Origin of the sequence: Pseudomonas sp. SLBN-26, from assembly GCF_006715895.1 — a bacterium.
Taxonomy (GTDB): Bacteria; Pseudomonadota; Gammaproteobacteria; order Pseudomonadales; family Pseudomonadaceae; genus Metapseudomonas; species Metapseudomonas otitidis.
The window spans coordinates 5,953,296-5,974,722 of the sequence record NZ_VFOB01000001.1 but is presented as its reverse complement, the minus strand read 5'-3'; the positions used below and the strand labels follow the sequence as shown (position 1 = coordinate 5,974,722).

At 68.4% G+C, this 21,427-nt stretch carries 17 protein-coding genes and 1 tRNA gene; 10 read left to right on the top strand and 8 right to left on the bottom strand.

The genetic code is table 11. The annotated features are described in order from the left end of the window. Nucleotides 1–2: 2 nt before the first annotated feature. A complete protein-coding gene (locus FBY21_RS27760; protein ID WP_142015566.1) occupies nucleotides 3–2,162 on the top strand; it encodes a type I secretion system permease/ATPase in 2,160 nt (719 codons plus the stop codon). 9 nt (nucleotides 2,163–2,171) lie between these two features. Next, nucleotides 2,172–3,530: an HlyD family type I secretion periplasmic adaptor subunit gene (locus tag FBY21_RS27755; RefSeq protein WP_074973563.1), complete on the top strand. Its 1,359-nt coding sequence runs from the start codon at nucleotides 2,172–2,174 to the stop codon at nucleotides 3,528–3,530. Nucleotides 3,531–4,071: 541 nt separating this feature from the next. On the opposite strand, the gene nahK is transcribed toward FBY21_RS27755, so the two are convergent. From nahK to pqqF, 4 genes are all read right to left on the bottom strand, one after another. Further along, nucleotides 4,072–6,645: a hybrid sensor histidine kinase/response regulator NahK/ErcS' gene (gene nahK / locus FBY21_RS27750; protein ID WP_142015563.1), complete on the bottom strand. Its 2,574-nt coding sequence runs from the start codon at nucleotides 6,643–6,645 to the stop codon at nucleotides 4,072–4,074. After that, on the bottom strand, nucleotides 6,632–7,795 hold the full coding sequence (gene nosP / locus FBY21_RS27745; protein WP_074973577.1) for a nitric oxide-sensing protein NosP: 1,164 nt from the start codon (nucleotides 7,793–7,795) through the stop codon (nucleotides 6,632–6,634). The genes nahK and nosP overlap by 14 nt, the downstream gene beginning before the upstream one ends. Nucleotides 7,796–8,198: 403 nt before the next feature. Next, nucleotides 8,199–9,380 (bottom strand): porin, encoded by a 1,182-nt coding sequence (locus FBY21_RS27740; protein ID WP_142015559.1) that lies wholly within the window; start codon nucleotides 9,378–9,380, stop codon nucleotides 8,199–8,201. 243 nt (nucleotides 9,381–9,623) lie between these two features. Beyond that, nucleotides 9,624–12,038 (bottom strand): pyrroloquinoline quinone biosynthesis protein PqqF, encoded by a 2,415-nt coding sequence (pqqF, locus tag FBY21_RS27735; RefSeq protein ID WP_142015556.1) that lies wholly within the window; start codon nucleotides 12,036–12,038, stop codon nucleotides 9,624–9,626. Between the two features lie 294 nt (nucleotides 12,039–12,332). On the opposite strand from pqqF, the gene FBY21_RS27730 reads away from it, so the two are divergent. Then, the gene (locus FBY21_RS27730) at nucleotides 12,333–12,842 is read left to right on the top strand and encodes a DUF2165 family protein (RefSeq protein ID WP_142015553.1); all 510 of its coding nucleotides are present in this window, start codon (nucleotides 12,333–12,335) and stop codon (nucleotides 12,840–12,842) included. Nucleotides 12,843–12,947: 105 nt separating this feature from the next. Further along, nucleotides 12,948–13,253, top strand: a complete 306-nt coding sequence (locus tag FBY21_RS27725) for a putative quinol monooxygenase (RefSeq protein ID WP_142015551.1) — start codon at nucleotides 12,948–12,950, stop codon at nucleotides 13,251–13,253. A gap of 56 nt (nucleotides 13,254–13,309) precedes the next feature. Here FBY21_RS27725 and FBY21_RS27720 read toward each other — a convergent pair. After that, nucleotides 13,310–13,386 (bottom strand) — tRNA-Arg (locus tag FBY21_RS27720). Between the two features lie 93 nt (nucleotides 13,387–13,479). Here FBY21_RS27720 and FBY21_RS27715 point away from each other — a divergent pair. Next, nucleotides 13,480–13,956 (top strand): GNAT family N-acetyltransferase, encoded by a 477-nt coding sequence (locus tag FBY21_RS27715; protein ID WP_044411612.1) that lies wholly within the window; start codon nucleotides 13,480–13,482, stop codon nucleotides 13,954–13,956. A 17-nt stretch (nucleotides 13,957–13,973) separates the two neighbouring features. On the opposite strand, the gene FBY21_RS27710 is transcribed toward FBY21_RS27715, so the two are convergent. Together FBY21_RS27710 and FBY21_RS27705 are read right to left on the bottom strand one after the other, a co-directional pair. Next, nucleotides 13,974–15,029: a Leu/Phe/Val dehydrogenase gene (locus FBY21_RS27710; RefSeq protein WP_142015548.1), complete on the bottom strand. Its 1,056-nt coding sequence runs from the start codon at nucleotides 15,027–15,029 to the stop codon at nucleotides 13,974–13,976. An 86-nt stretch (nucleotides 15,030–15,115) separates the two neighbouring features. Next, nucleotides 15,116–18,583, bottom strand: a complete 3,468-nt coding sequence (locus tag FBY21_RS27705; protein WP_142015545.1) for an indolepyruvate ferredoxin oxidoreductase family protein — start codon at nucleotides 18,581–18,583, stop codon at nucleotides 15,116–15,118. A 198-nt stretch (nucleotides 18,584–18,781) separates the two neighbouring features. On the opposite strand from FBY21_RS27705, the gene FBY21_RS27700 reads away from it, so the two are divergent. From FBY21_RS27700 to FBY21_RS27685, 4 genes are all read left to right on the top strand, one after another. Next, entirely contained in the window at nucleotides 18,782–19,249 is a 468-nt protein-coding gene (locus tag FBY21_RS27700) for an Lrp/AsnC family transcriptional regulator (RefSeq protein WP_142015542.1), read from the top strand. Between the two features lie 204 nt (nucleotides 19,250–19,453). After that, entirely contained in the window at nucleotides 19,454–19,693 is a 240-nt protein-coding gene (locus tag FBY21_RS27695; protein WP_142015537.1) for a hypothetical protein, read from the top strand. 10 nt (nucleotides 19,694–19,703) lie between these two features. Next, nucleotides 19,704–19,883, top strand: a complete 180-nt coding sequence (locus FBY21_RS27690; RefSeq protein WP_044411596.1) for a hypothetical protein — start codon at nucleotides 19,704–19,706, stop codon at nucleotides 19,881–19,883. A 16-nt stretch (nucleotides 19,884–19,899) separates the two neighbouring features. Then, a complete protein-coding gene (locus tag FBY21_RS27685; protein ID WP_044411593.1) occupies nucleotides 19,900–20,085 on the top strand; it encodes a PA3371 family protein in 186 nt (61 codons plus the stop codon). On the opposite strand, the gene phnN is transcribed toward FBY21_RS27685, so the two are convergent. Next, nucleotides 20,082–20,642, bottom strand: coding sequence for a phosphonate metabolism protein/1,5-bisphosphokinase (PRPP-forming) PhnN (gene phnN, locus FBY21_RS27680; RefSeq protein WP_142015533.1), 561 nt, complete (start codon nucleotides 20,640–20,642; stop codon nucleotides 20,082–20,084). The two genes, FBY21_RS27685 and phnN, sit on opposite strands and share 4 nt — an antisense overlap. A 451-nt stretch (nucleotides 20,643–21,093) precedes the next feature. Here phnN and FBY21_RS27675 point away from each other — a divergent pair, with 451 nt between their 5' ends. After that, nucleotides 21,094–21,420, top strand: coding sequence for an Arc family DNA-binding protein (locus FBY21_RS27675; protein ID WP_044411587.1), 327 nt, complete (start codon nucleotides 21,094–21,096; stop codon nucleotides 21,418–21,420). The last annotated feature ends 7 nt before the right edge of the window (nucleotides 21,421–21,427 follow it).

The following is a 21,427-nucleotide window of genomic DNA, read 5'->3' as shown; positions in this document are numbered from 1 at the left end:
CGATGACCACCATGGAACTGGCGGGCCCTGCAGTCGACCCGCGGCAGAGCCACGATGACCCCTTGCTCGACGGCCTGCTGATCCTCTGCAGGCTGCACGAGAGCCCCGCCAGCCGGGGCAGCCTCACCGCCGGCCTGCCGCTGGCCGAACAGCGCCTGACCCCGGAGCTGCTGCCCCGTGCAGCCGCCCGGGCCGGGTTGCAGAGCCGCCTGCTGCGCCGCGAGCTGCACGCCATCTCGCCGCTCAACCTGCCGGTGCTGCTGCTGCTGCGCAACGGCCGCAGCGCGGTGCTGCACCAGTGGGGCAAGGATGGTCGCGCGCTGATCCTGCCCAGCGAGTCCGACGGTGGTCAGCAATGGATCGACCGCGAGGCCCTGGCCGCCGAGTACAGCGGCCAGGCGCTGTTCGCCCGCCCCCGCCACGAGCTGGAGGAGACCCGCAAGCCGCTGATGCCCCGGGTCAAGTCCTGGTTCCGCGACACCTTGCGGCTGTCGCGCTGGCTCTACACCGACGCGGTGCTGGCCAGCCTGCTGATCAACCTGTTGGGCATGCTGGTGCCGCTGTTCGTGATGCAGACCTACGACCGCGTTGTGCCCAACCAGGCCACCTCCACCCTCTGGGTGCTGACCATCGGGCTGCTCATCGGCACCGGCTTCGACCTGCTGCTGCGGGTGCTGCGGGCGCACCTGCTGGACACCGCCGGGAAGAAGACCGACGTGGTGCTCTCGGCCACCCTCTTCGAGCGCATCACCGGCATGTCGATGAAGGCCAGGCCGGCCACCATCGGCGGCTTCGCCCAGAGCATCCATGACTTCCAGGGCCTGCGGGAATTCCTCACCGCCGTCACCCTCACCAGCCTCATCGACCTGCCCTTCTCCGTCCTCATGCTGGTGGTGATCGGGCTGCTCGGCGGCTGGCTGGTGGTGATCCCGATCCTCGCCTTCCCCATCACCGCGATCTTCGCCTGGATCATCCAGGCCCGCCTGCGCGACACCGTGCAGCGCAGCCTGGCCCTGGGCGCGGAACGCCAGGCACTGCTGATCGAAACCCTCTCCGGCCTGGAAACCCTCAAGGCCTGCGGCGCCGAGAGCGAGCGCCAGCACCGCTGGGAGCGCACCCACGGCGCCCTCACCCGTCTGGACAGCCACGCCCGCTTCCTCTCCGCGCTGGTCACCAACGGCACCCTGTTCCTGCAGCAGTTCGCCGGGCTGGCGATGATCGTCGCCGGGGTCTACAGCATCATCGGCGGCAACCTCAGCGTCGGCGCCCTGGTGGCCAGCTACATGCTCAACGGCCGCGTGCTCGGGCCGCTCGGGCAGATCGCCGGGCTCATCACCCGCTACCAGCAGGCCCAGCTGACGATGAAGAGCACCGACTCGCTGATGGGCCTGCCCCAGGAGCGGGAGAACACCCAGCAGCCGCTGGAACGCACCCACATCCGCGGCGCCATCGACGTGCGCGGGGTGAGCTTCCGTTACCCCGAGCAGAACGCCCCGGCGCTGCACAACGTCAGCCTGCGCATGGCCGCCGGCGAGCGGGTCGGCATCATCGGCCGCAGCGGCTCGGGCAAGAGCACCCTGGCGCGGCTGCTGATGAACTTCTACAGCCCCGAGGAAGGCCAGGTGCTGCTGGACGGCATCGACCTGCGCCAGCTGGACGTGGCCGACCTGCGCCACCAGATCGGCTTCGTCACCCATGACATGCCGCTGATCTCCGGCAGCCTGCGCGACAACCTCACCCTCGGCGCCCGCTACGTGAACGACGCGCGGATGCTGGAGGTGGCCGAGCTGACCGGCGTCACCGAGCTGGCCCGGCAGCATCCCCAGGGCTTCGACCGCCCGGTGGGCGAGCGCGGCCAGCTGCTTTCCGGCGGCCAGCGCCAGGCCGTGCTGCTGGCCCGCGCGCTGCTGCTGGACCCGCCCATCCTGCTGCTGGACGAGCCCACCAGCGCCATGGACAACACCAGCGAAGACCTGCTGCGCAACCGCCTGCACGCCTGGGCCCAGGGCAAGACGGTGGTGCTCATCACCCACCGCGCCTCCATGCTCAGCCTGGTGGAACGCCTGGTGGTGCTGGACGCCGGGCACATCGTCGCCGACGGGCCGAAAGAGGCCGTCATCGATGCCTTGCGCAAGGGCCGTGTCGGCCCGGCGGCTGTCTAGGAGGGCTCCATGGCCAACGCTCAAACCCCCGCCCAGTACTTCGGCGGCCGCGCCCCGGCCCGTGCCGACACCGAGTTCATGCCCGAGGTGGACGGCGCCATCCTCGAAGACTCCCCCACCGGCACCCGCATCACCGTGTGGGTGGCCTGCAGCCTGCTGATCGTCGCCCTGGTGTGGGCCAAGCTCGCCGTGCTGGAGGAAGTCACCACCGGGGAAGGCAAGGCCATACCCTCCAGCAAAGTGCAGGTGATCCAGAACCTGGAGGGCGGCATCGTCTCGGAGATCTTCGTCCGCGAGGGCCAGGTGGTGAACAAGGGCGATGTGCTGCTGCGCCTGGACGACACCCGCTTCCTCTCCAACAAGGGCGAGACCGAGGCCGACCGCCTGGCGCTGATGGCGCGGGTCGAACGCCTGGCCTCCGAAGCCGAGGGCCGCCCCTTCGAGGTGCCCGACGAGATCGCCAAGGGCGCGCCGCAGCTGGCCGAGGACGAACGCGCGCTGAACCGCACGCGCCTGCAGCGGCTGGAAAGCGAGCAGCACATCCTCAAGGAACAGCTGCGGCAGAAGGAGCAGGAACTGGCCGAGTTCCGCTCCAAGTCCCAGCAGTACGCCTCCAGCCTGGCGCTGCTGCAGCAGGAGCTGAACATGTCCCAGCCGCTGGTGGGCACCGGCGCCATTTCCGAGGTGGAGATCCTCCGCCTGCGGCGCAGCGCGGTGGAGATGCGCGGCGAGCTGAACGGCACCAACCTGGCCATCCCCCGGGCCGAGGCGGCGGTGAAGGAGATCGAACGGAAGATGGAGGAGAGCCAGCTGTCGTTCCGCTCCGACGCCTTCAAGGAACTCAACGAAGCCCGCACCGAGCTGCAGAAGATCACCTCCACCGGCCGCGCCATCGACGACCGCGTCTCGCGCACCACCGTGCTCTCGCCGGTGCACGGCATCGTCAAGCAGCTCAAGGTCAACACCATCGGCGGCGTGGTCCAGCCGGGCAGCGACATGGTGGAAGTGGTGCCACTGGAGGACAACCTGCTGATCGAAGCACGCATCCGCCCGCAGGACGTCGCCTTCCTCCACCCCGGGCAGAAGGCCATGGTGAAATTCAGCGCCTACGACTACACCATCTACGGCGGGCTCAAGGCCAAGCTGGAACTGATCGGCGCCGACACCATCACCGACGACAAGGGCAACAGCTTCTACCTGATCCAGGTCCGCACCGACAAAAGCCACCTCGGCAGCGACGCCAAACCGCTGCTGATCATCCCCGGCATGGTCGCCACCGTGGACATCATCACCGGCGAGAAAAGCGTGCTCGACTACCTCCTCAAACCCGTCCTCAAGGCCCGCTCCGAAGCCATGCGCGAACGCTAGTGCAGGGTGGCGGATGGCGCTCGCCGACCATCGCGTGCCAGGGTGCGATAGGCCCACCGGTCCGTAGGATGCGCTGAGGCCACGAAGCGCATCACGCCGGGGTCAGGCGCTTGCACGGCGTCATCCAGAGCACATCGAGGGGCGAGCACCGCATTGGATGGATGGCGCTTTTTCCATCCACCCATGGCGTTCGGCATGGCCACGAATGGTGGATCGGTGAAGCGCGATCCACCCACGGTGCTCGCCGGTAATCGCGTGCCAGGGTGCGATGGGCTTCGCACAGCTCAGCCCATCCTACGGGTGCCACCGGTTCTACCGGTTCGGTCGTAGGATGCGCTGAGGCACGAAGCGCATCACGCCGGGGCTTCAGGCGCTTGTACGGCGTCATCCAGAGCACATCGAGGGGCGTCACCGCGCCGGATGGATGGCGCTCTTTCCATCCACCAATGACGCTCGGCACGGCCACGAATGGTGGATCGGTGAAGCGTGATCCACCCACGGTGCTCGCCGGCAATTGCGTGCCAGGAGGCGGTCCGGGGAGCTAGCCGCCCAGCAGGTGGCTCATGGCGGCCTTGAGCTTCATGGGGCGGACGGGTTTGTGCATGAGGGTGTGGCCGAGTTCGCGCAGGTGCTGGCGCAGTTCGTGGCTGTAGTTGGCGGTGATCATCAGCGCCGGGAGGGCGTGGTCGCGGTGGGCGTTGATGTGGGCGACGGCGTCGACGCCGTTGTGGTCGTTGTCCAGGTGGTAGTCGGCGATCAGCAGGTCGGCCTCGGCCTGGTAGTCGTCCACCTGGCGGGCCAGGTCCTGTTCGGAGAGGGCGGTGACCACGCGGCAGCCCCAGCCTTCCAGCAGGGTGCGCATGCCGGCGCAGATGGCGGCGTCGTTGTCCAGCACCCAGACCCGCGCGCCCTGCAGCCGTTCCAGGGGCGCCACTGGCAGTTCCACCTCGGGCCGGGCACGGGGGGCGCGGCGGGCCAGGGGCACTTCCAGGGCGAAGCAGGAGCCACGCCCCGGCTGGGAGCTGACGCGGATGCGGTGGCCGAGCATGCCGGCGATCTTCTCGACGATGGCCAGGCCCAGGCCGAGCCCACGGTCCTGCTGCGGGCGCTGGGAGTCGCCGCGCTTGAACTCCTGGAAGATCTCCTTGAGCTTGTCCGCCGGGATGCCGATGCCGCTGTCCCAGACCTCGATGGACAGGCTGCGGCGACGCCGCCGGCAGCCCAGCAGCACGCGGCCGCTGGGGGTGTAGCGGATGGCGTTGCTGAGCAGGTTGCGCAGGATGCGGGCGAGCAGTTGCACGTCGCTGCGCACCAGCGCCGAGCAGGGCACGTAGCGCAGCGCCAGCCCTTCGCTGGCGGCCTGCTGGCGGAACTCGGTGGCGAGGTTGTCCAGCAGTTCGCCGAGGGCGAAGGGCGCCACTTCGGGGCGGATCACCCCGGCGTCCAGCTTGGAGATGTCCACCAGGGTGCCGAGCAGGTTCTCCACGTCATCCAGCGAGTTGCTGATGTTGCGCACCAGGGTGTCGCCCCGGGCGGGCTCGCGCAGCTCCTGCAGGGCGCTGGTGAACAGCCGGGCGGCGTTCAGCGGTTGCAGCAGGTCGTGGCTGACGGCGGCGAGGAACTTGGTCTTGGACAGGTTGGCCTGCTCGGCTTCGCGCTTGGCCTCGCGCAGGCGCTGTTCGGCCTGGCGCCGCTCGCCCACTTCGCGCAGCAGCTGTTCGTTGAGCTGGGTGAGCTCGGCGGTGCGTTCGCGCACCCGCTGCTCCAGGTTCTGGTAGGCCAGGTGCAGGGCTTCGGCGGTGCGGCGGCGTTCGGTGATGTCTCGGATCAGCACGAAGATGCCCACCACTTCGCCGCCCGGCAGGCGGTTGGGCACGTAGGAGCGCAGCATGTAGCGCTCCTGCCCGGCGAGGTTGACCTCGGCCACTTCGAAGGTGACGTTCTCGCCGGACAGGGCGCGCTCGACGTAGGGCTCCAGGCGCTCCCAGTGGGTTTCGCTGTGGACGTCGCGCAGGCGCTGGCCGAGCAGCCCGCCCCGGGGCCAGCGGTACCACTCTTCGTAGACCTTGTTGGTGAATTCGTAGACCAGGTCGGCATTGAGGTAGGCGATCAGCGCGGGCACCTGGTCGGTGATCAGGCGGATCCAGCGCTCGCTCTCGGCGAGGGTCTCGGCGTGGCGGTAGCGCTCGGTGATGTCGGTGAAGGTGTTGACGAAGCCGCCGGTGGGCAACGGGTGGGTGCGCACCTCCAGCATCCGGCCATCGAACAGGCGCTGCTCCATCTGCCGCTGAGGGCGCCCCTCGGCGTCGCGGCTGGCGGGGGTGAGCAGCGCCAGCTCGCTGTCGGCCATGACCTCGGCGAAGGGCCGGTGGGCCTGGATCGGTGCCAGGCCGCAGAGTTCGAGGAAGCGGTGGTTCCACAGCTCGAGGGTGCCTTCGGCGCTGACCATGGCCATGCCCTGGGACAGGTTGTCCACGGCGCGCTGCAGCAGGCGCGACTTCTGCGCCAGGGCCTGCTCGCGGCGCATGGTTTCGCTGACCTTCAGTTCGGTGATGTCGGTGTAGAGGATCACCAGCCCGCCTTCGCGGGTGGGCCGTTCGCTGACCTGCACCCAGCGCCCGTCGTGCAGGCGGTAGAGGCTGTGCTCGTTGTCGCTGCTGCGCTGTTCTTCGACGATCAGCCCGGTGCTCTGGGCCAGGCGACGGATCTCGTCGAGGCGGGTGCCGCTGATGATTCGGGCGCGGCTGCGGGCCCAGAAGGATTTGAAGCGGCTGTTGAACAGGACGATGCGCTGCTGGGCGTCGAACAGGACGAAGGCGTCGGAGATGCTCTCGATGGCGTCCACCAGGTGCTGGTGGGCGGTCTCGGCACGCAGGCGGGCATCGCTGAGCAGGCGGTTGCTGGCCTTGAGTTCGGACATGGCCTGGTTCAGCGCGTCGGTGCGTTCACGCACCTGTTCGGCCAGCACCACGGAATGCTCGAAGGCGGCATAGGCCCCTTCGCGACGGGCTCCGCCGGATTCCACCCGTTCGATCAGGGCGGCGTTGATGCGCCGCAGCTTGGCGTTCTCCCGCTCCAGCTCGGCGAGCCGGGCGCCCTGTTCAGCGTCCGCCATGGCGGCTGCGGCGGCCGATGGCGACGCCGGTGAAGGTCTGGTTGACGTGCATGCCGTTGTACTGCTCGCCGTAGGTGTTGAAGCCGATCACCCGCTGGCGCCGCAGGTAGTCGCCGATCTCGGCGTCGCGGCCGTTGCATTCGGCCTCCAGGCGCCGCAGGAAGCAGTCGCAGCCGATGGTCAGCAGTGGCGGGCCGAGGCGCGCCTCCAGGCGCTGGAACAGGGCCTGGAGGTTGGGCAGCAGAGGGCCGGGGCGCATGCCGGTGAGGACGATGCCGGTCTCGACGGCGCAGTAGAAGCTGAGGCTGAGGTCGTCATGGACCTGCTGGATGGAGCGCACGTAGTACTGGTCGTTGACCCTTACGGCGAGGGGGTGGGCGGCGAACAGCGGGTGGTCGAGGGCGGAGACGGGTACGCCGACCCACTGGGCGTAGGCCAGGGCGGCGGGCTCGGCGTCCAGCTCGTAGACGCGGCGGCTGTGGCTGTCGGCCTGGGTGACCACCAGTTTCTGGCCGTTGGGCTCGATGTGGTGGGTGCTGAAGACTTCGAAGTCCAGCGCGGTGTTGACCAGCAGCACCACGGCGGCGCCGGTGTGGAACTGGCCGCCGTGGTAGACGTGGGTGTGGGTGAGGTGGTTGTCGTCACCGGCCGATCCGCCGAAGTGGGGGATGCTGCCGAAGGCGGCGCTGAGGGCGGCGAGCACCACTTCTTCGCGGCTGGAGAGGCCGTCGAGCAGGGTCAGGGCGAAGCTGTGGTCCTTGATCGGGGCGAGGTCGTGGCCCCGGCAATCCCCCACCAGGCGCTCCACCAGTTGCTGGGCGTCGATCAGGCTGAAGCGCTCCATCTCGTCCACCAGGGCGCTGGCGATGGAGAAACTGCGGTAGTCGAAGCCCACGGCGCTGACGCAGCCCCGGCCGTAGCCCTGGGGGGTGATTTCGCCGGCGCTGGTGCAGCCCACCAGTTCGATGCCGCCGAAGTACTGGGCCAGGGCGTCGCCCAGGGCCTGGAGGTCGTATTCGGCGGAGCAGAAGAACAGCACGAAGCCCAGGTGCGGGTGCACCAGCTGGCGTGCCAGGTCCTGGGCGACGACCTCCGCGTCGTCGGCGGCGGACATGGCGGTGACCACGCCTTCGGCCTGTAGCTCTTGCATGACGCGCCTCGCGTGTCGAACAGCAGTTGGCGCAATTCTACGGAGCCCCCGAGGCCGGCCCCATCCTTCTTGGGTAGCGGGCGGGCTCGTTCGAAGGGAGGAGGCGCCGGGGCGCATGGGGTTGTGAGGTGGATGACGATTTTTCCATCCACCAAGGCGCCCGGCGAAGCACCTGCCGGTACCGCGATGGGCTTCGCACAGCTCAGCCCATCCTACGGGTGCTACCGGTTCGTAGGATGTGCTGAGGCCACGAAGCGCATCATGCCGGGGCTCGGGTGGATGGCGGACTTTCATCCGCCAACGGCTCCCGGGCTGAAGCCCGGGCTACGTGCCACGGTGCCATGAAAAAAGGCGGGAGGCCGAGGCCATCCCGCCAATCCAAGGGAGCAACGAGGGGTGGGGCTTACCAGTTGAGCACCACGCCCAGGGCGAGGGTGTCAGTGTCTTCGTTCTGGGTGCTGCCGGCGTGGCCGTCGATCTCGAACTGGTTGTATTCGGCGACCAGCTTGAGGTTGTCGTTGACGTCGTGGAACAGGGCGACGCCGCGGGTCTTGTAGTCGGCGCCGGCATTGACCGCGCCGTTGCCGTCGTCCTTGGTCTTGCCGTAGGACAGCGCCAGGCGGTTCTTGCCGAAGCGGTAGGAGCCCTGCAGCAGGTAGCCGTCGCTGTCCACTTCACGCAGGGTCGCTTCACCGGCGTTGTTGGTGAAGAAGGGGTTGATGCCCTTGGCCTGGAAGCCGGAGGCGACCATGGAGAAGGCGCCCATCTTGGCCTGCACGCCGTAGCCCAGGCCCTTGGAGGTGACGCTGTCCACGGCCGGGTCGGTGTTGTCGGAGGTCTGGTAGCCGCCGTTGAGCCAGGAGTAGATCTGCGCGCCGCCCAGTTCGAATTCGTAGGTGAGTTCGGACTCGAAGCGCGGGTTCTCCTGGTAGGCCTTGCCGGTGGCGCTGCTGTCGTTGGTGTCCACCGGGTCCATGATGCCGACCGCCAGGCGCAGGCCGTCGGACTTGGGGGTGCGGTAGGTGATCTGCGAGGTGGGGAAGGGATAGGGGTAGCCGCTGCCGATGTTGCCGAAGGACACGCCGCCGCCATCCACCAGGCCGAGGGTGTCGCTGACCTGGCCGTACCCGGCGAGCAGTTCGTCGAGGAGGATGTTGGAGCGGGCGAACAGGCCGAAGTCCTTGCCCACCAGCACTTCGCCCCAGTCGCTGGCGACGGTGCCGTAGAACTGGCGCACGTCGATGGCGGTGTCGGTGCCGTTGGTCTCGCTGTCGTTGATGGTCACCCAGAAGGAGGCGCGGCCGCCGAGCGTGAGGTCATCCACCTGCTTGCCCATGTTGAAACCGATCCAGTTGGGCAGGAACCCCATCTTCACGCGGGACTGCCGGCGGTCGTAGCGCTCGCCTTCGCGGTCGACGTCGCTGTTGACGTAGAAGGCGTTGACGTAGCCGTCGGTGGCGAAGGTGGTGCCGTCCTTGTCGTAGAGGACGATCTCGGCCTTGGCCTGCTCCATGGCGGCCAGGGCCAGGCCGGTGGTGAGGGCGAGGGGGAGGAATCCGATGACGGCGTTCTTGTTGTTGTGCATGGCGCTCTCCGCGGTGTGGGACGACCCGTCCGGGCCGTGTCGGAGGCGATTATCGAAACGCCGGAACCCCCGCCATATGAGGCCTTGGCGCTGTTTCGGCGGTTCCTTGGCGGGTCGCGGGCGGGCCTGGCGGAAGGTCGCGGGACGGGCCCGGGGCGGAGGTCGCGAACGGCGGACGACCAAGGGCCCGCCCCCTTGGACAGGGGGCGGGTCGCTGCGGAAGGAGTAGGACGGAGGGAGGGGTCAGCGCCAGGGCAGGCCGGGCGACGTGGCGTTGGCCAGCAGGTGCCAGCCGCCCTCCCCGGCCGCCAGCCGCGCCAGGGCGCGGTGCAGGTCGTCGGGGCCGAGGGTGGCGAGGGCCAGGGCGAGTTGCAGGTGCCAGTCCGCCGGCCGGGCGCCGAGGTGCAGGGGGCTGGCGTTGCCGGGCAGGTCCTCGGCCGCTTGCCGCCATGCCTGCAGGAGCGCCTCGCGCAGGGGCTCGGCCTGCGCCAGCAAGGGCGGTGCCTGGTCGAGGAAGGCCTGGACCTGCACCAGCACTTCGGGCACCGGCGTGTCGGCAGCCTGCACGGCGAAGACCAGCCCGGCCTGGCCGGCCACGTGGCGCAGGCCGGCGAACACGGCGTATCCGAGGTTCAGCTCGGTGCGCAGGCGCTGGTAGAAGGGCGATTCCAGGCTGCGACCCAGCCAGTACCAGAGCGCTTCGCTGCGGGCGCTGCGATCCGGCACCGGGCAGAACAGCACCAGCGCCGGTTCGCCCTGGCCCGGCAGGTGATGCCAGTGGTAACCGGGGGCCAGCGCCGGCGGCGCGAGGCTGCGGGGCATTGCCTCGCCGGGCAGGGCGTCGAGCAGGGCCTGCACGCTGGGCAGGTCGTCGTCGGCCAGGCCGAGGGCGATCACGTCCCAGCGGCTGGCGTCGAGGCTGCGGCGGATGCTGGCGGGGCTGACGACGGCCTGCGCCGGAGCGGCCCCTCGCGGGGTGGCGAGCACTTCGGGCAGGCGCTGCAGCAACTGCCGGATCGGCAGCTCGGCAGCCAGCCGGTTGCGCCCGGCCTGCAGCAGCCGGGGGCCTTGTTCGCAGGCGGCCAGCGGCGGTGCCAGCAGGGTGCGCAGGGCGGCGGCGAGCATGGCCGGGAGGTCACCGGAACGGCCTTTGACCTGCAGTTGCCAATCCAGCCCCTGCTCCAGCAGCAGCAGGTCACCGCCCTGTTGCTGGGCCTGGCTGCGCAACCCGCGCAAGGCGCGCTGCAGTGCCGGGTAGTGGGCGGGGTCGCGAACGCCGGGGTTCAGCCGCCAGCGCAGGAGCAGCTGGGCGTGCCCGGGGTCCCCCGGCCAGCGCATCAGCGGAGGTGCCGCGCAGGGCGCCTGGGACGGCGCGACGAAGGCCTGGAAGGCCGGTGCGGGGCCGAAGCGCCAGCGCACCTCCGGGCGCAGGGGCGGCGCCAGGGGCGCGGGCTCCAGCGCCAGTTCGAAACCGGCCGACAGGCAGCGGGCCGACACCGGGCGCGCATCGCCCAGCAGGCGCACGAGGCGGGCCGGCTGAAGCTGGGCCAGCAGGGCCGCCAGGGCACTGGCGGGCAAGGTGCCGTGGCGCTGTGCCTGGTCGCGGATGAACTCCAGGGGCGCCTGCCGGGGCGCGGCGGGCCGCTCATGCAGGAGGCGCGCCCAGGGCTCTCGCTCGCGCAGGGCGGCGAGCCAGGCGAACAGGCCGCCTTCGATGCGGGCACGGGTGTCGGCACTGGCATCCGCCAGGGCCAGCTCCAGCACCAGCAGGGCCTGGCCCTGGTGGTGATAGGTCAGGTGCAGGTCGAGGCCGTCGCACAGGCCCTGTTCGCACAGCCAGCCCTGGAAACTGCCGGGGCTTTCGTCCCGCAGCAGTTCGCTGAGCAGGGCCACGGCGTCGGGCAGCGTCTCGGGCTGGCGCTCCAGGGCGAAGGCCAGCCACTGGCGCGGGGCGCCGGGCAGTTGCAGGCGCAGGCTGTGGCAGGCCAACGGCAGCAGGGGCGGTGCTGCCCGGTGTGGCAGCGCCTGGCCCGGCGGGCAGCCGGCGAAGGCCTGCTGGACGAGCGCCTGCACCTGCTCCGCCGGCTGCGGCGCGACCACCCACAGCTGCCGCTCGCCGGCCTCGGCGAACCGGGCCAGGGCGGCCTGGAAGGCGGGCGCGTCGATGGCCAGGCTGTCGCGGTGGCCGGCATGGAAGTCGGCCAGGGGGTGACCCGGCGCCAGCGCGGCAGCCAGGGCGGATTGGGCTTGGGTCCAGGGGTCGCGCCCCCGGTTGAGGTATTCGATCTGCAGGATTTCCCGCTCGCGGCGCTGCAGGTCGAGGCTGGGCAGCGGCGCCTGGAGCAGGTCGGCGAGCCGCTCCAGGCCAGCCTGGAGGCGGTCGGCGGGCAGTTCGAAGAAGAAGTCGGTGTGGTGGGCCTGGGTGCTGGCGTTGAGGCGGCCGCCACAGGCCTGGACGAAGGGCATCAGCCGCTCGCCCTGGGTGAAGCGCTGGCCGCCGAGAAAACGCAGGTGCTCGAGGAAGTGCGCCAGGCCCGGCCACTCGCGGGGCGCATCATGGCTGCCGGCGTGGACCCGCAGCAGCACGGCGGCGAAGGGGCCCGGCTGCTGCCAGGTGCGCAGGGGGAGCGGGCTGGAGGGGGCAGGCGTCTCGGACATGGGCAGCACCGTCGACAAATGCGCACAGCATCCTCAACCCATGCGCACAGGGCAATGCTTCTTTGGACGTCAGCGGTGCCTTGACGCTCCGGCCTGGCCTGCCGAGAATCCGCGCGCCTCCCGGTGCGGCCGTTCCATCCAGCCGAGCCGCCGTGCTTCCCCGCGCGGCGCCGGCCTCAGGTCTTCCAGTCCCGATGTCCGCACCCGCGCGCCCTGCGCCCCCCTTCGACCCGACCCAGAGCCCGGCTGCCTTGCCTCGGGCGCGCGGTCACCCCTACCCCAAAGGAAAACGACATGACCCTGATCCGCCTGTCCAAGGCCGCCATGGTGCTGGCCATGGCCTTCTTCGCCACCTTGGTCGCCTTCGGCAACATCACCGACTACGGCACCAACTTCGCCTTCGTGCGCCACGTGTTCCTGATGGACACGCTGTTCCCCGACAACCAGATCATGTACCGCTCCATCACCACGCCCTGGCTGCACCACGCGGGCTACATCTTCATCATCGCGCTGGAAAGCCTGACCGCCCTGCTCTGCTGGATCGGCGGCGTGCGCCTGCTGCGGGCGATCAAGGCACCGGCCGAGACGTTCCGCGCGGCCAAGGGCTGGGCAGTGGCCGGCCTGACCCTGGGCTTCCTGACCTGGCAGGTGGGCTTCATGTCGGTGGGCGGGGAATGGTTCGGGATGTGGATGTCGAAGCAGTGGAACGGCGTGCCGGATGCCTTCCGCTTCTTCATCACGCTGCTGGTGGTGCTGATCTACCTGACTATGCCCAACGACGGCGGCGAAACCGGTAACGCCTGAGTGAGCGGCCGGCCCGGCCCTCCGCGGGCCGGCTACCTGGCCCTTGCCGATCAGCCTGCGGCGGCGCTAGCGTGCGCCCTCCAGAGACAAGCCAAGGAGCGCCCGATGCTGAAAGTGATCGCCCAGGACTTCATCCACCCCGAGCACATCGACCGCGTGCTGCCGCTGTACCACGAGCTGGTGGAGAAGACTCGCCTGGAGCCCGACTGCATCGCCTATGACCTCTACATCGACCAGCGCGACCCGGGGCATTTCATCTTCATCGAGGAATGGCCAGACCGTGCCGCGCTGGACCGGCACTGCCAGACCGAGCACTTCCAGCGTTTGGTGCCATTGATCGATTCATACCAGCGGCAGAAAGGGACATTCCTGTTCATGGATGGGGTGGAGCCGCCACCTTTCCCAGGTTGAACGAGCGTCCACTAAAAAGCCCCGCCAGTGCGAGCTGTGCGGGGCTTTGTCATTCATGGTGTCCCAGAGTGGGTTCGAACCACCAACCTTCCCCTTAGGAGGGGGATGCTCTATCCAATTGAGCTACTGGGACATCGGAACGGGCGGCATGTTAGCGGCGCTCGGCGTTTTTGTCATGCCACTGCCACCGGCTAGGCTCAGACTTCCGGAAAAAAGGAGCGACACCATGCAACCGAGCCGCCTTGATCCCCTCCCCGACTCCCCCTTCATGACCCTTGAGCTGCGCGCCGCCAGCCCGGCCGATGCCCCGGCGCTGGCGTTGCTGCTGCACCAGCTGGGGCCGGACGAGCCGCAGCCGGACCCGACGCTGCTGGCGCTGCGCCTGGAGAACCTGCCGGCCGGGCGCGAGGTGCTGGTGGCGGAGCGGGAGGGCCAGTTGCTGGGCACCTGCACGGTGATCCTGGTGGAGCACCTGGCCCACAACTTCGCCCGCTCGGCCATCGTCGAGGACGTGGTGGTGGATGCCGAGGCCCGTGGCCTGGGGGTGGGCAAGGCGCTGATGGAGAAGGCGGCGGAACGCGGCCGGGCGCTGGGCTGCTACAAGCTGGTGCTATCCAGCGGGCTGGGCCGCGAGGCGGCCCATGCCTTCTACGAGTCCCTGGGGTACCGGCGCCACGGGGTCAGTTTCTACCTGGACCTGTAGCGCCGGCATCGCGCGCTTCAGATCCGCCCGAAGCGCTCTTCGGCCAGGCGGTCGGCCACCTCGGTGGTGGTGCGGCCCTCCTGGTCGGCGCGCTGGAAGATGGTCTTGAGGGTGGCGCCGATGCCTTCGATGTGGGCCTTGAGGGCGGCGGTGCTGCCGCCGCTGCGCTCGTAGTGCACGTCGATGATGCCGCCGGCGTTGATGGCGTAGTCCGGGGCGTAGAGGCAGCCGTTGCGACGCAGTTCCTCGGCCAGTTGCGCGTCGGCCAGCTGGTTGTTGGCGGCGCCGGCGACCACGGGGGCGCGCAGGGCTTCGAGGGTCTGCAGGTTGAGGATGCCGCCCATGGCGCAGGGGGCGAAGACGTCCACGTCCAGGCCGTAGATCTCGTGCTGGCCGACGGCCTTGGCGCCCAGTTGCTCGACGGCGCGACGCACGTTGGCCTCGACGATGTCGGTCACCCACAGTTCGGCCCCGGCGTCATGCAGCAGGCGCGCGAGGTGGAAGCCCACCTGGCCGACGCCCTGGATGGCGACGCGCAGGCCCTTGAGGTCGTCCCGGCGCAGGCGGTGCTGCACGGCGACCTTGAGGCCGATGAACACGCCGTAGGCGGTGGACGGCGACGGGTCGCCGCTGCGGGTGCCGCCGTCGAAGGCTTCGCGGGTGTTGGCGCCGGCCACGTGGCGGGTGCGCTCGGCCATGATCTGCATTTCCGTCGGGCCGGTGCCGGAGTCGGCGGCGGTGATGTAGCGCCCGCCAAGGCTGTCGACGAAGTCGCCCATGGCCTGGAACAGCGCTTCGGTCTTGTCCTTGCGCGGGTCGCCGAAGATGACGGCCTTGCCGCCGCCCAGCGGCAGGTTGGCCAGGGCGGACTTGTAGGTCATGCCACGGGACAGCCGCAGCACGTCACGCAGGGCCTGCTCGTCGTCGGCGTAGGGGAACATGCGGCAGCCGCCGAGGGCGGGGCCGAGGTTGCGGTTGTGGATGGCGATGATGGCCTTGAGGCCGCTGGCCTTGTCATGGCCGTAGACGACCTGTTCGTGGTGGTCGAATTCGACGTGGCTGAAGACGGACATGGGAGTTCCTCGATTCGGGTTGGTCGTGTTTCAAGTCGATGGGGCGCCCTCCCCCATGGACCGGGAGAGGGGCCTCTGATCGGGCGTCAGGCTGCCGGGTCGAACAGGTGCAAGACCTGCACGTCGCTGGCGGTGAGGCGCGCGCGCAGCTGCTGCTCCTGCTGGCGGACCTTGGCCAGGGCGCGTTCCTTCACCGGGCCGTAGCCGCGGATCTGCTCGGGCAGTTCGGCCAGGGCGACGGCGGCGGCATAGTTGCCGGGGCGCAGCTCCTTGAGGATCAGTTCCACCTGGGCTTCGTACTCGTCGATCAGCTGGCGTTCGAGCTTGCGCTCGTGGCTGTAGCCGAAGGGATCGAGGGCGCTGCCACGCAGGAAGCGGAAGCGCGCGAGGACGTCGAAGGCCTTGAGCATCCAGGGGCCGAAGCGACGCTTGCGCGGCTCGCCGGTGGCCGGGTCGGGCTTGGCCAGCCAGGACGGGGCGAGGTGGAATTCGAGGCTGTAGTCGCCCTCGAACTGCGCTTCCAGCTGCTTGCGGAAGCTGGCGTCGCTGTAGAGCCGGGCCACTTCGTATTCGTCCTTGTAGGCCAGCAGCTTGGCGTAGTAGCGGGCCACGGCGCGGGTCAGGGCCTTGTCTTCGCCGATGTCGGCCTGGCGCACGCGCTCCACCAGGGCGCGGTAGCGCTCGGCGTAGGCGGCGTCCTGGTAGGCGCGCAGGTGGTCGGCGCGGTACTGGACGATCTCTTCCAGGGTTTCGCAGCGCGGGGCTTCGATCTCGGCCGGGCGGGCGAGCTTCTCCACCGCCGGCAGGTCGTGGGCGGCGCGACGGCCCCAGAGGAAGGCCTGCTGGTTGAGGGTGACGGCGACGCCGTTGAGTTCGATGGCCTTGTCGATGGCGGCGGCGGAGATGGGCACCAGGCCCTTCTGGTAGGCGTAGCCGAGCATGAACAGGTTGGTGGCGATGCTGTCGCCCAGCAGGCGGGTGGCCAGGCGGGTGGCGTCGACGAAGTGGGTCTTGGCTTCGCCCACCGCCTCCACCAGGGCGTCACGCATGGCGGCGCCGGGCACCTGGGCGTCGGGGTTGCGGGTGAACTCGGCGGTGGCGGCCTCGTGGCTGTTGACCACGGCGGTGGCGATGCGGTCGTTGAGCTTGGCCAGGGCCTCTTCGCTGGCGGCGACCACCAGGTCGCAGCCCAGCAGCAGGTCGGTCTCGCCGGCGGCGATGCGCACGGCGTAGATGTCGTCCTGCTTGGCGGCGATGCGGATGTGGGTGATGACCGGGCCGAATTTCTGCGCCAGGCCGGCCTGGTCGAGCACGGTGCAGCCCTTGCCTTCGATGTGGGCGGCAATGCCCAGCAGGGCGCCGACGGTGGTGACGCCGCTGCCGCCGACGCCGGGCAGGAGGATGTTCCAGGGCCGGGCGAGGCTCGGTTGGCGCGGCTCGGGCAGGGCGACGAAGAGCGCCTTGGCTCCGGCGGCCTCGGGCTTGCGCAGGCTGCCGCCGTGAACGGTGACGAAGCTGGGGCAGAAGCCTTCGACGCAGGAGAAGTCCTTGTTGCAGGCGTTCTGGTCGATCTGCCGCTTGCGGCCCAGTTCGGTTTCCAGGGGCAGCACGGAGAGGCAGTTGGACTTGACGCTGCAGTCACCGCAGCCCTCGCACACGGCAGGGTTGATGAAGGCGCGCTTGGCCGGGTCGGCGAGCTTGCCGCGCTTGCGGCGGCGGCGCTTCTCGGTGGCGCAGGTCTGGTCGTAGATGATCACCGAGACGCCCTTGAACTCGCGCAGTTCGCGCTGCACGGCGTCCAGCTCGCGGCGGTGGTGGAAGGTGACGATGGGCGCGAAGGTGGCGCGGGTGGGGTACTTCTCGGGTTCGTCGGTGACCAGGGCGATGCGTTTGACGCCTTCGGCGAAGACCTGCTGGCTGAGCTGGTCCACCCGCAGTTCGCCGTCGATGGGCTGGCCGCCGGTCATGGCGACGGCGTCGTTGTAGAGGATCTTGTAGGTGATGTTGACGCCGGCGGCGACGGCGGCGCGCAGGGCCAGCTGGCCGGAGTGGAAGTAGGTGCCGTCACCCAGGTTCTGGAAGATGTGCGGGGTGTCGGTGAAGGGGGCCTGGCCGATCCAGGTGGCGCCCTCCCCGCCCATCTGGGTGAAGGTGTCGGTGTTGCGATCCATCCACTGGGTCATGTAGTGGCAGCCGATACCGCCCTGGGCGCGGCTGCCTTCGGGCAGCTTGGTGGAGGTGTTGTGCGGGCAGCCGGAGCAGAAATGCGGGGTGCGCACGGTGGTGTGCTTGGGTGCGGCGAGGGCCTTCTCCTTGGCGGCGAGGAAGGCCAGGCGCGATTCGATCTGCTCGCTGGTGTAGATGGGGGCGAGGCGCTTGGCGATGACGCGGGCGATCATCGCCGGGGTCAGTTCGCTGAGGTTGGGCAGCAGGGAGTTGCCGTGCTCGTCGAATTCGCCGACGACGCGCGGGCGCTTGTCCACGGGCCAGTTGTAGAGCTGGCCGGTGAGCTGGTCCTCGATGATGCTGCGCTTCTCTTCCACCACGAGGATTTCGTCCAGGCCCTGGGCGAATTCGTGCACGGAGACCGGCTCCAGCGGCCAGCTCATGCCGACCTTGAGCACCCGCAGGCCGACCTGGGCGCAGAGCGCTTCGTCCATGCCGAGGTCGTTGAGGGCCTGGCGCACGTCGAGGTAGGACTTGCCGGTGGTGATGATGCCGAGGCGCGGGTTGGGCGAGTCGAGCTTGACCTGGTTGAGGTTGTTGGCCAGGGCGAAGGCGCGGGCGGCGTAGATCTTGTACATGTTCAGGCGCTTTTCCTGCGCCAGGGGCGGGTCCGGCCAGCGGATGTGCACGCCGTCCTCGGGCAGGACGAAGTCCTTGGGCACCTGGACCTGGACCCGCAGCGGGTCGACGTCCACCACGGCGGAGGAGTCGACGTTCTCGGCGATGGTCTTGAGGGCCACCCAGCAGCCGCTGTAGCGCGAGAGTTCCCAGCCGATGATCCCGTAGTCGAGGATCTCCTGGACGTTGGCGGGGTTGAGCACGGGGATGGAGGCGGCGATGAAGGCGTGCTCGCTCTGGTTGGCGATGCTGGAGGACTTGCAGCCGTGGTCGTCGCCGGCCAGCAGCAGGACGCCGCCATGGGCGGACACGCCGGCGGAGTTGCCGTGCTTGAAGACGTCGCCGCAGCGGTCCACACCCGGGCCCTTGCCGTACCACATGGCGAACACGCCGTCGTAGCGGGCGCCGGGGAACAGGCTGGTCTGCTGGCTGCCCCAGACGGCGGTGGCGGCCAGTTCTTCGTTGACGCCGGGCTGGAAGTGGATGTGGTTGTCCTTGAGGAAGGACTTGGCCTCCCAGAGGCTCTTGTCGAGGTTGCCGAGCGGCGAGCCCCGGTAGCCGGAGATGAAGCAGGCGGTGTTGAGGCCGTGGGCCTTGTCCCGCTGCTTCTGCAGCATGGGCAGGCGGGTGAGGGCTTGGGTGCCGGTCAGGTAGAGGTGACCGGTTTCGAGGCGGTATTTGTCATCCAGGCGGATCTCGGCCAGTGACATGCGGGCGCTCCTTTTATTTTTATGGCGACCAGGATGACCACGGTTGGGGCCATCGTCCCGTCCCTGGGCAGGATCGCTGCCCGGAACGCATGCCCAATAATCTGACCGAAGGGTTCTGCTTTTTTCTTTCTATTTTCGGGCGCCAAGGCCAGACTTGCGCATGATCCATCCAACAAGAACAAGATTACGGACTGATTCATGCACAACCTTCTCAGCCCCATCGATCGCAAGATCCTCCGCCTGTTGCAGCACAACGCCGACCTCTCCGCCGCCGAAGTGGCGGAACGGGTGGAGCTGTCCCAGTCGCCCTGCTGGCGACGCATCCACCGCCTGCAGGAGGAAGGGCTGATCGAGCGCAAGGTCGCCCTGCTCAATCCCCAGCGCCTGGGGTTTTCCATCACCGTGTTCGTCAACGTGAAGCTGTCGGCCCACGGCCGCAACAACCTGACGGAGTTCGAGGAAGCCATCGTCGGCTACCCGGAGGTGCTGGAGTGCTACACCATGGCCGGCGGCTCGGACTACCTGTTGAAGGTGGTGGCCAAGGACATCGCGGGCTATGAACGCTTCCTGCGGGACCATCTGCTGCAGCGCCCCCACGTGCAGGAAGCGCACTCGAACATCGCCATGAGCGAAGTGAAGCGGACCACCGAACTGCCCCTCGATTGAGCCGGCGACAGGCCCGTTCCAGAGCGCCTGCGCGTCACCGTGCAATTTGCAATGCCGGGAATACCCCACCTTGCAAAGTGCACGGAACGAGTGTTTTGTTTTGTATTTAACTATCTGATTTATATGGGTTTTTTATAAAATCCGGCTTGGCACGACACCTGCTCTTATCCATGGCAAAAGGACCTATGGATGCAGGACCCTCCCATGAACAGCCTCTTCACCCTGTTCGTCGCCATCGCCGCCACCCTGCTCGTGGCTTCTGGTTTCGCTGCCCTGCACGGGCAGTACCAGCAGTACGCCACCCGCCAGGCGATCGCCGATATCCGCATCGCACCGATGGAGTTCGTGCACGCACGGCAACCCGCTACCAGCCAGCCTGCGGCCAAGGCTCTGCGCATGACCGAGCAGCAGGTGCCCACGCCGGTCGAGCGCCTGTCGTTCTGAGGGCGGTGAGATGCAGCTCGACTACGCCCTCTGGAGCCTGGCGCTCCCGGTCTCGGTCCTGGTGCTGGCTGGTTCGGCCTGCCTGGCGTTCTGGGTGATCGACTGCGTCACCTCACCGGACCAGCAGGCCAAGCAACGACGTGCCGAGCGCCCCAATGGGGATGACTCGGAATACGACCCTTTCTTTTGAGTGCAAGGAGCCCGAAATGTCGAAGTCGGCCTTGATCTGCCTGATGGTGTGCGTGCTGTGCGCGTTCGGGCTGTGGCTGGAGCCGGGTGAAACCGCGTGGTTGGCGCAGGCCCTGAAGATCGGGCTGGCCACCAGCGGCGTGCTGCTGGTGCTGGCGCTGCTGGTGGGCAAGCGGGTCAAGTTCGACCCGGTGCTGCGTTAGTCCGCTGTAGCGAGGATCGTCAGCAGGCGTTCGAGGGTGGTTTGCAGGTCGCCGGAGTTGTCGAGTATCACCAGCCCTTCACTTTCTTCGGCCAGCAGGGCCTGGGTGAAGGCGGCGTTGCGGGCCAGGCGGGCTTCGATCTCGTCCGCGGTCTCCCGCCCTCGGCGCATCAGGCGCTGGCGCAGAACGTCCGGCGCCACGTCGAGCAAAATGGCCTGGAGCTGGGGGTAGCGCCTACGCGCTTCGGGAAGATAGCCGCGGGAACCATTCACCAGGACATTCAGTCCATTACCCAGCCAGTCATCGATTTCCCTGGGAATGCCGTAGGAAAGACCGTTGGCATGCCAGCTCATGGCAAAGGCGCCCTGGGCTTCCAGTTCATTGAAACGCTGGGGTGTAACCGCTTCGGCCGCCTCCCCCACCGCTTCGGCGGAGCGGGTGATGACCCGCCGGACCACCCGGCAACCGCGCTCGGCCAACTGCGGCCGGGCGGCGTCAAGCAGGCTGTCCTTGCCCGATCCTGAAGGTCCGATGAGATAGAAGAGCCTGCCGTTCATGGGGTTCTCGCTCGCGCTACCGAGGGGCCTGGAAACGGCCGCCACGATACCGGGATCGGGCTTGTTTTGGCAGCCTCGGTCACCTGGAATCACCGAACGTCGAACAGTATCAAAACGCCAGCGTAGCGGCGTTATCATGGCAACCGTTCGGCAGCCTTACGGAACGATGCGGCTGTCTGACGGTCGATTCACCGGCAAGCGCTCTGTCCAGGGCTCCGAATTGCACAGTGACTCGCATTTCGGACAATTGGTGCTGGCAAAAAGCCTGCACCCAGACCAGAATTTACGACACAGTTTTGACGTCAAGGAAACGTTGCACTGACCCGCCGGGTCGCTCCTGACGCCAAATGCGATGTCGGGCGGAACGCCTGATGCGAAGGATTGTCAAACCGGTGACAATCACGTAGCTCATTGCCAGCATCGCTCCCTGAACTAACCGGTTTATGAATGTATGCGCCCTATGAAACAGGCTATCTACTCCAGCCGTACCGCTGACAAGTTCGTCGTCCGTCTGCCCGAAGGCATGCGTGAACGCATCGCCGATGTGGCTCGCAACCACCACCGCAGCATGAACTCCGAAATCATCGCGCGACTGGAGCAGAGCATGCTCCAGGAAGGCGCGCTGGATGAGGGGTTGAGCATGCGGATCGACAGCCCGGAGCTTTCCCTTCATGAGCGCGAGCTGCTTCAGCGCTTCCGTCAACTCTCCCGCCGCCAGCAGAACGCCCTGGTCGCGCTGATCGCCCACGACGTGGAACTCGCCGCCGAAGAAGCGTGAGTCCGTT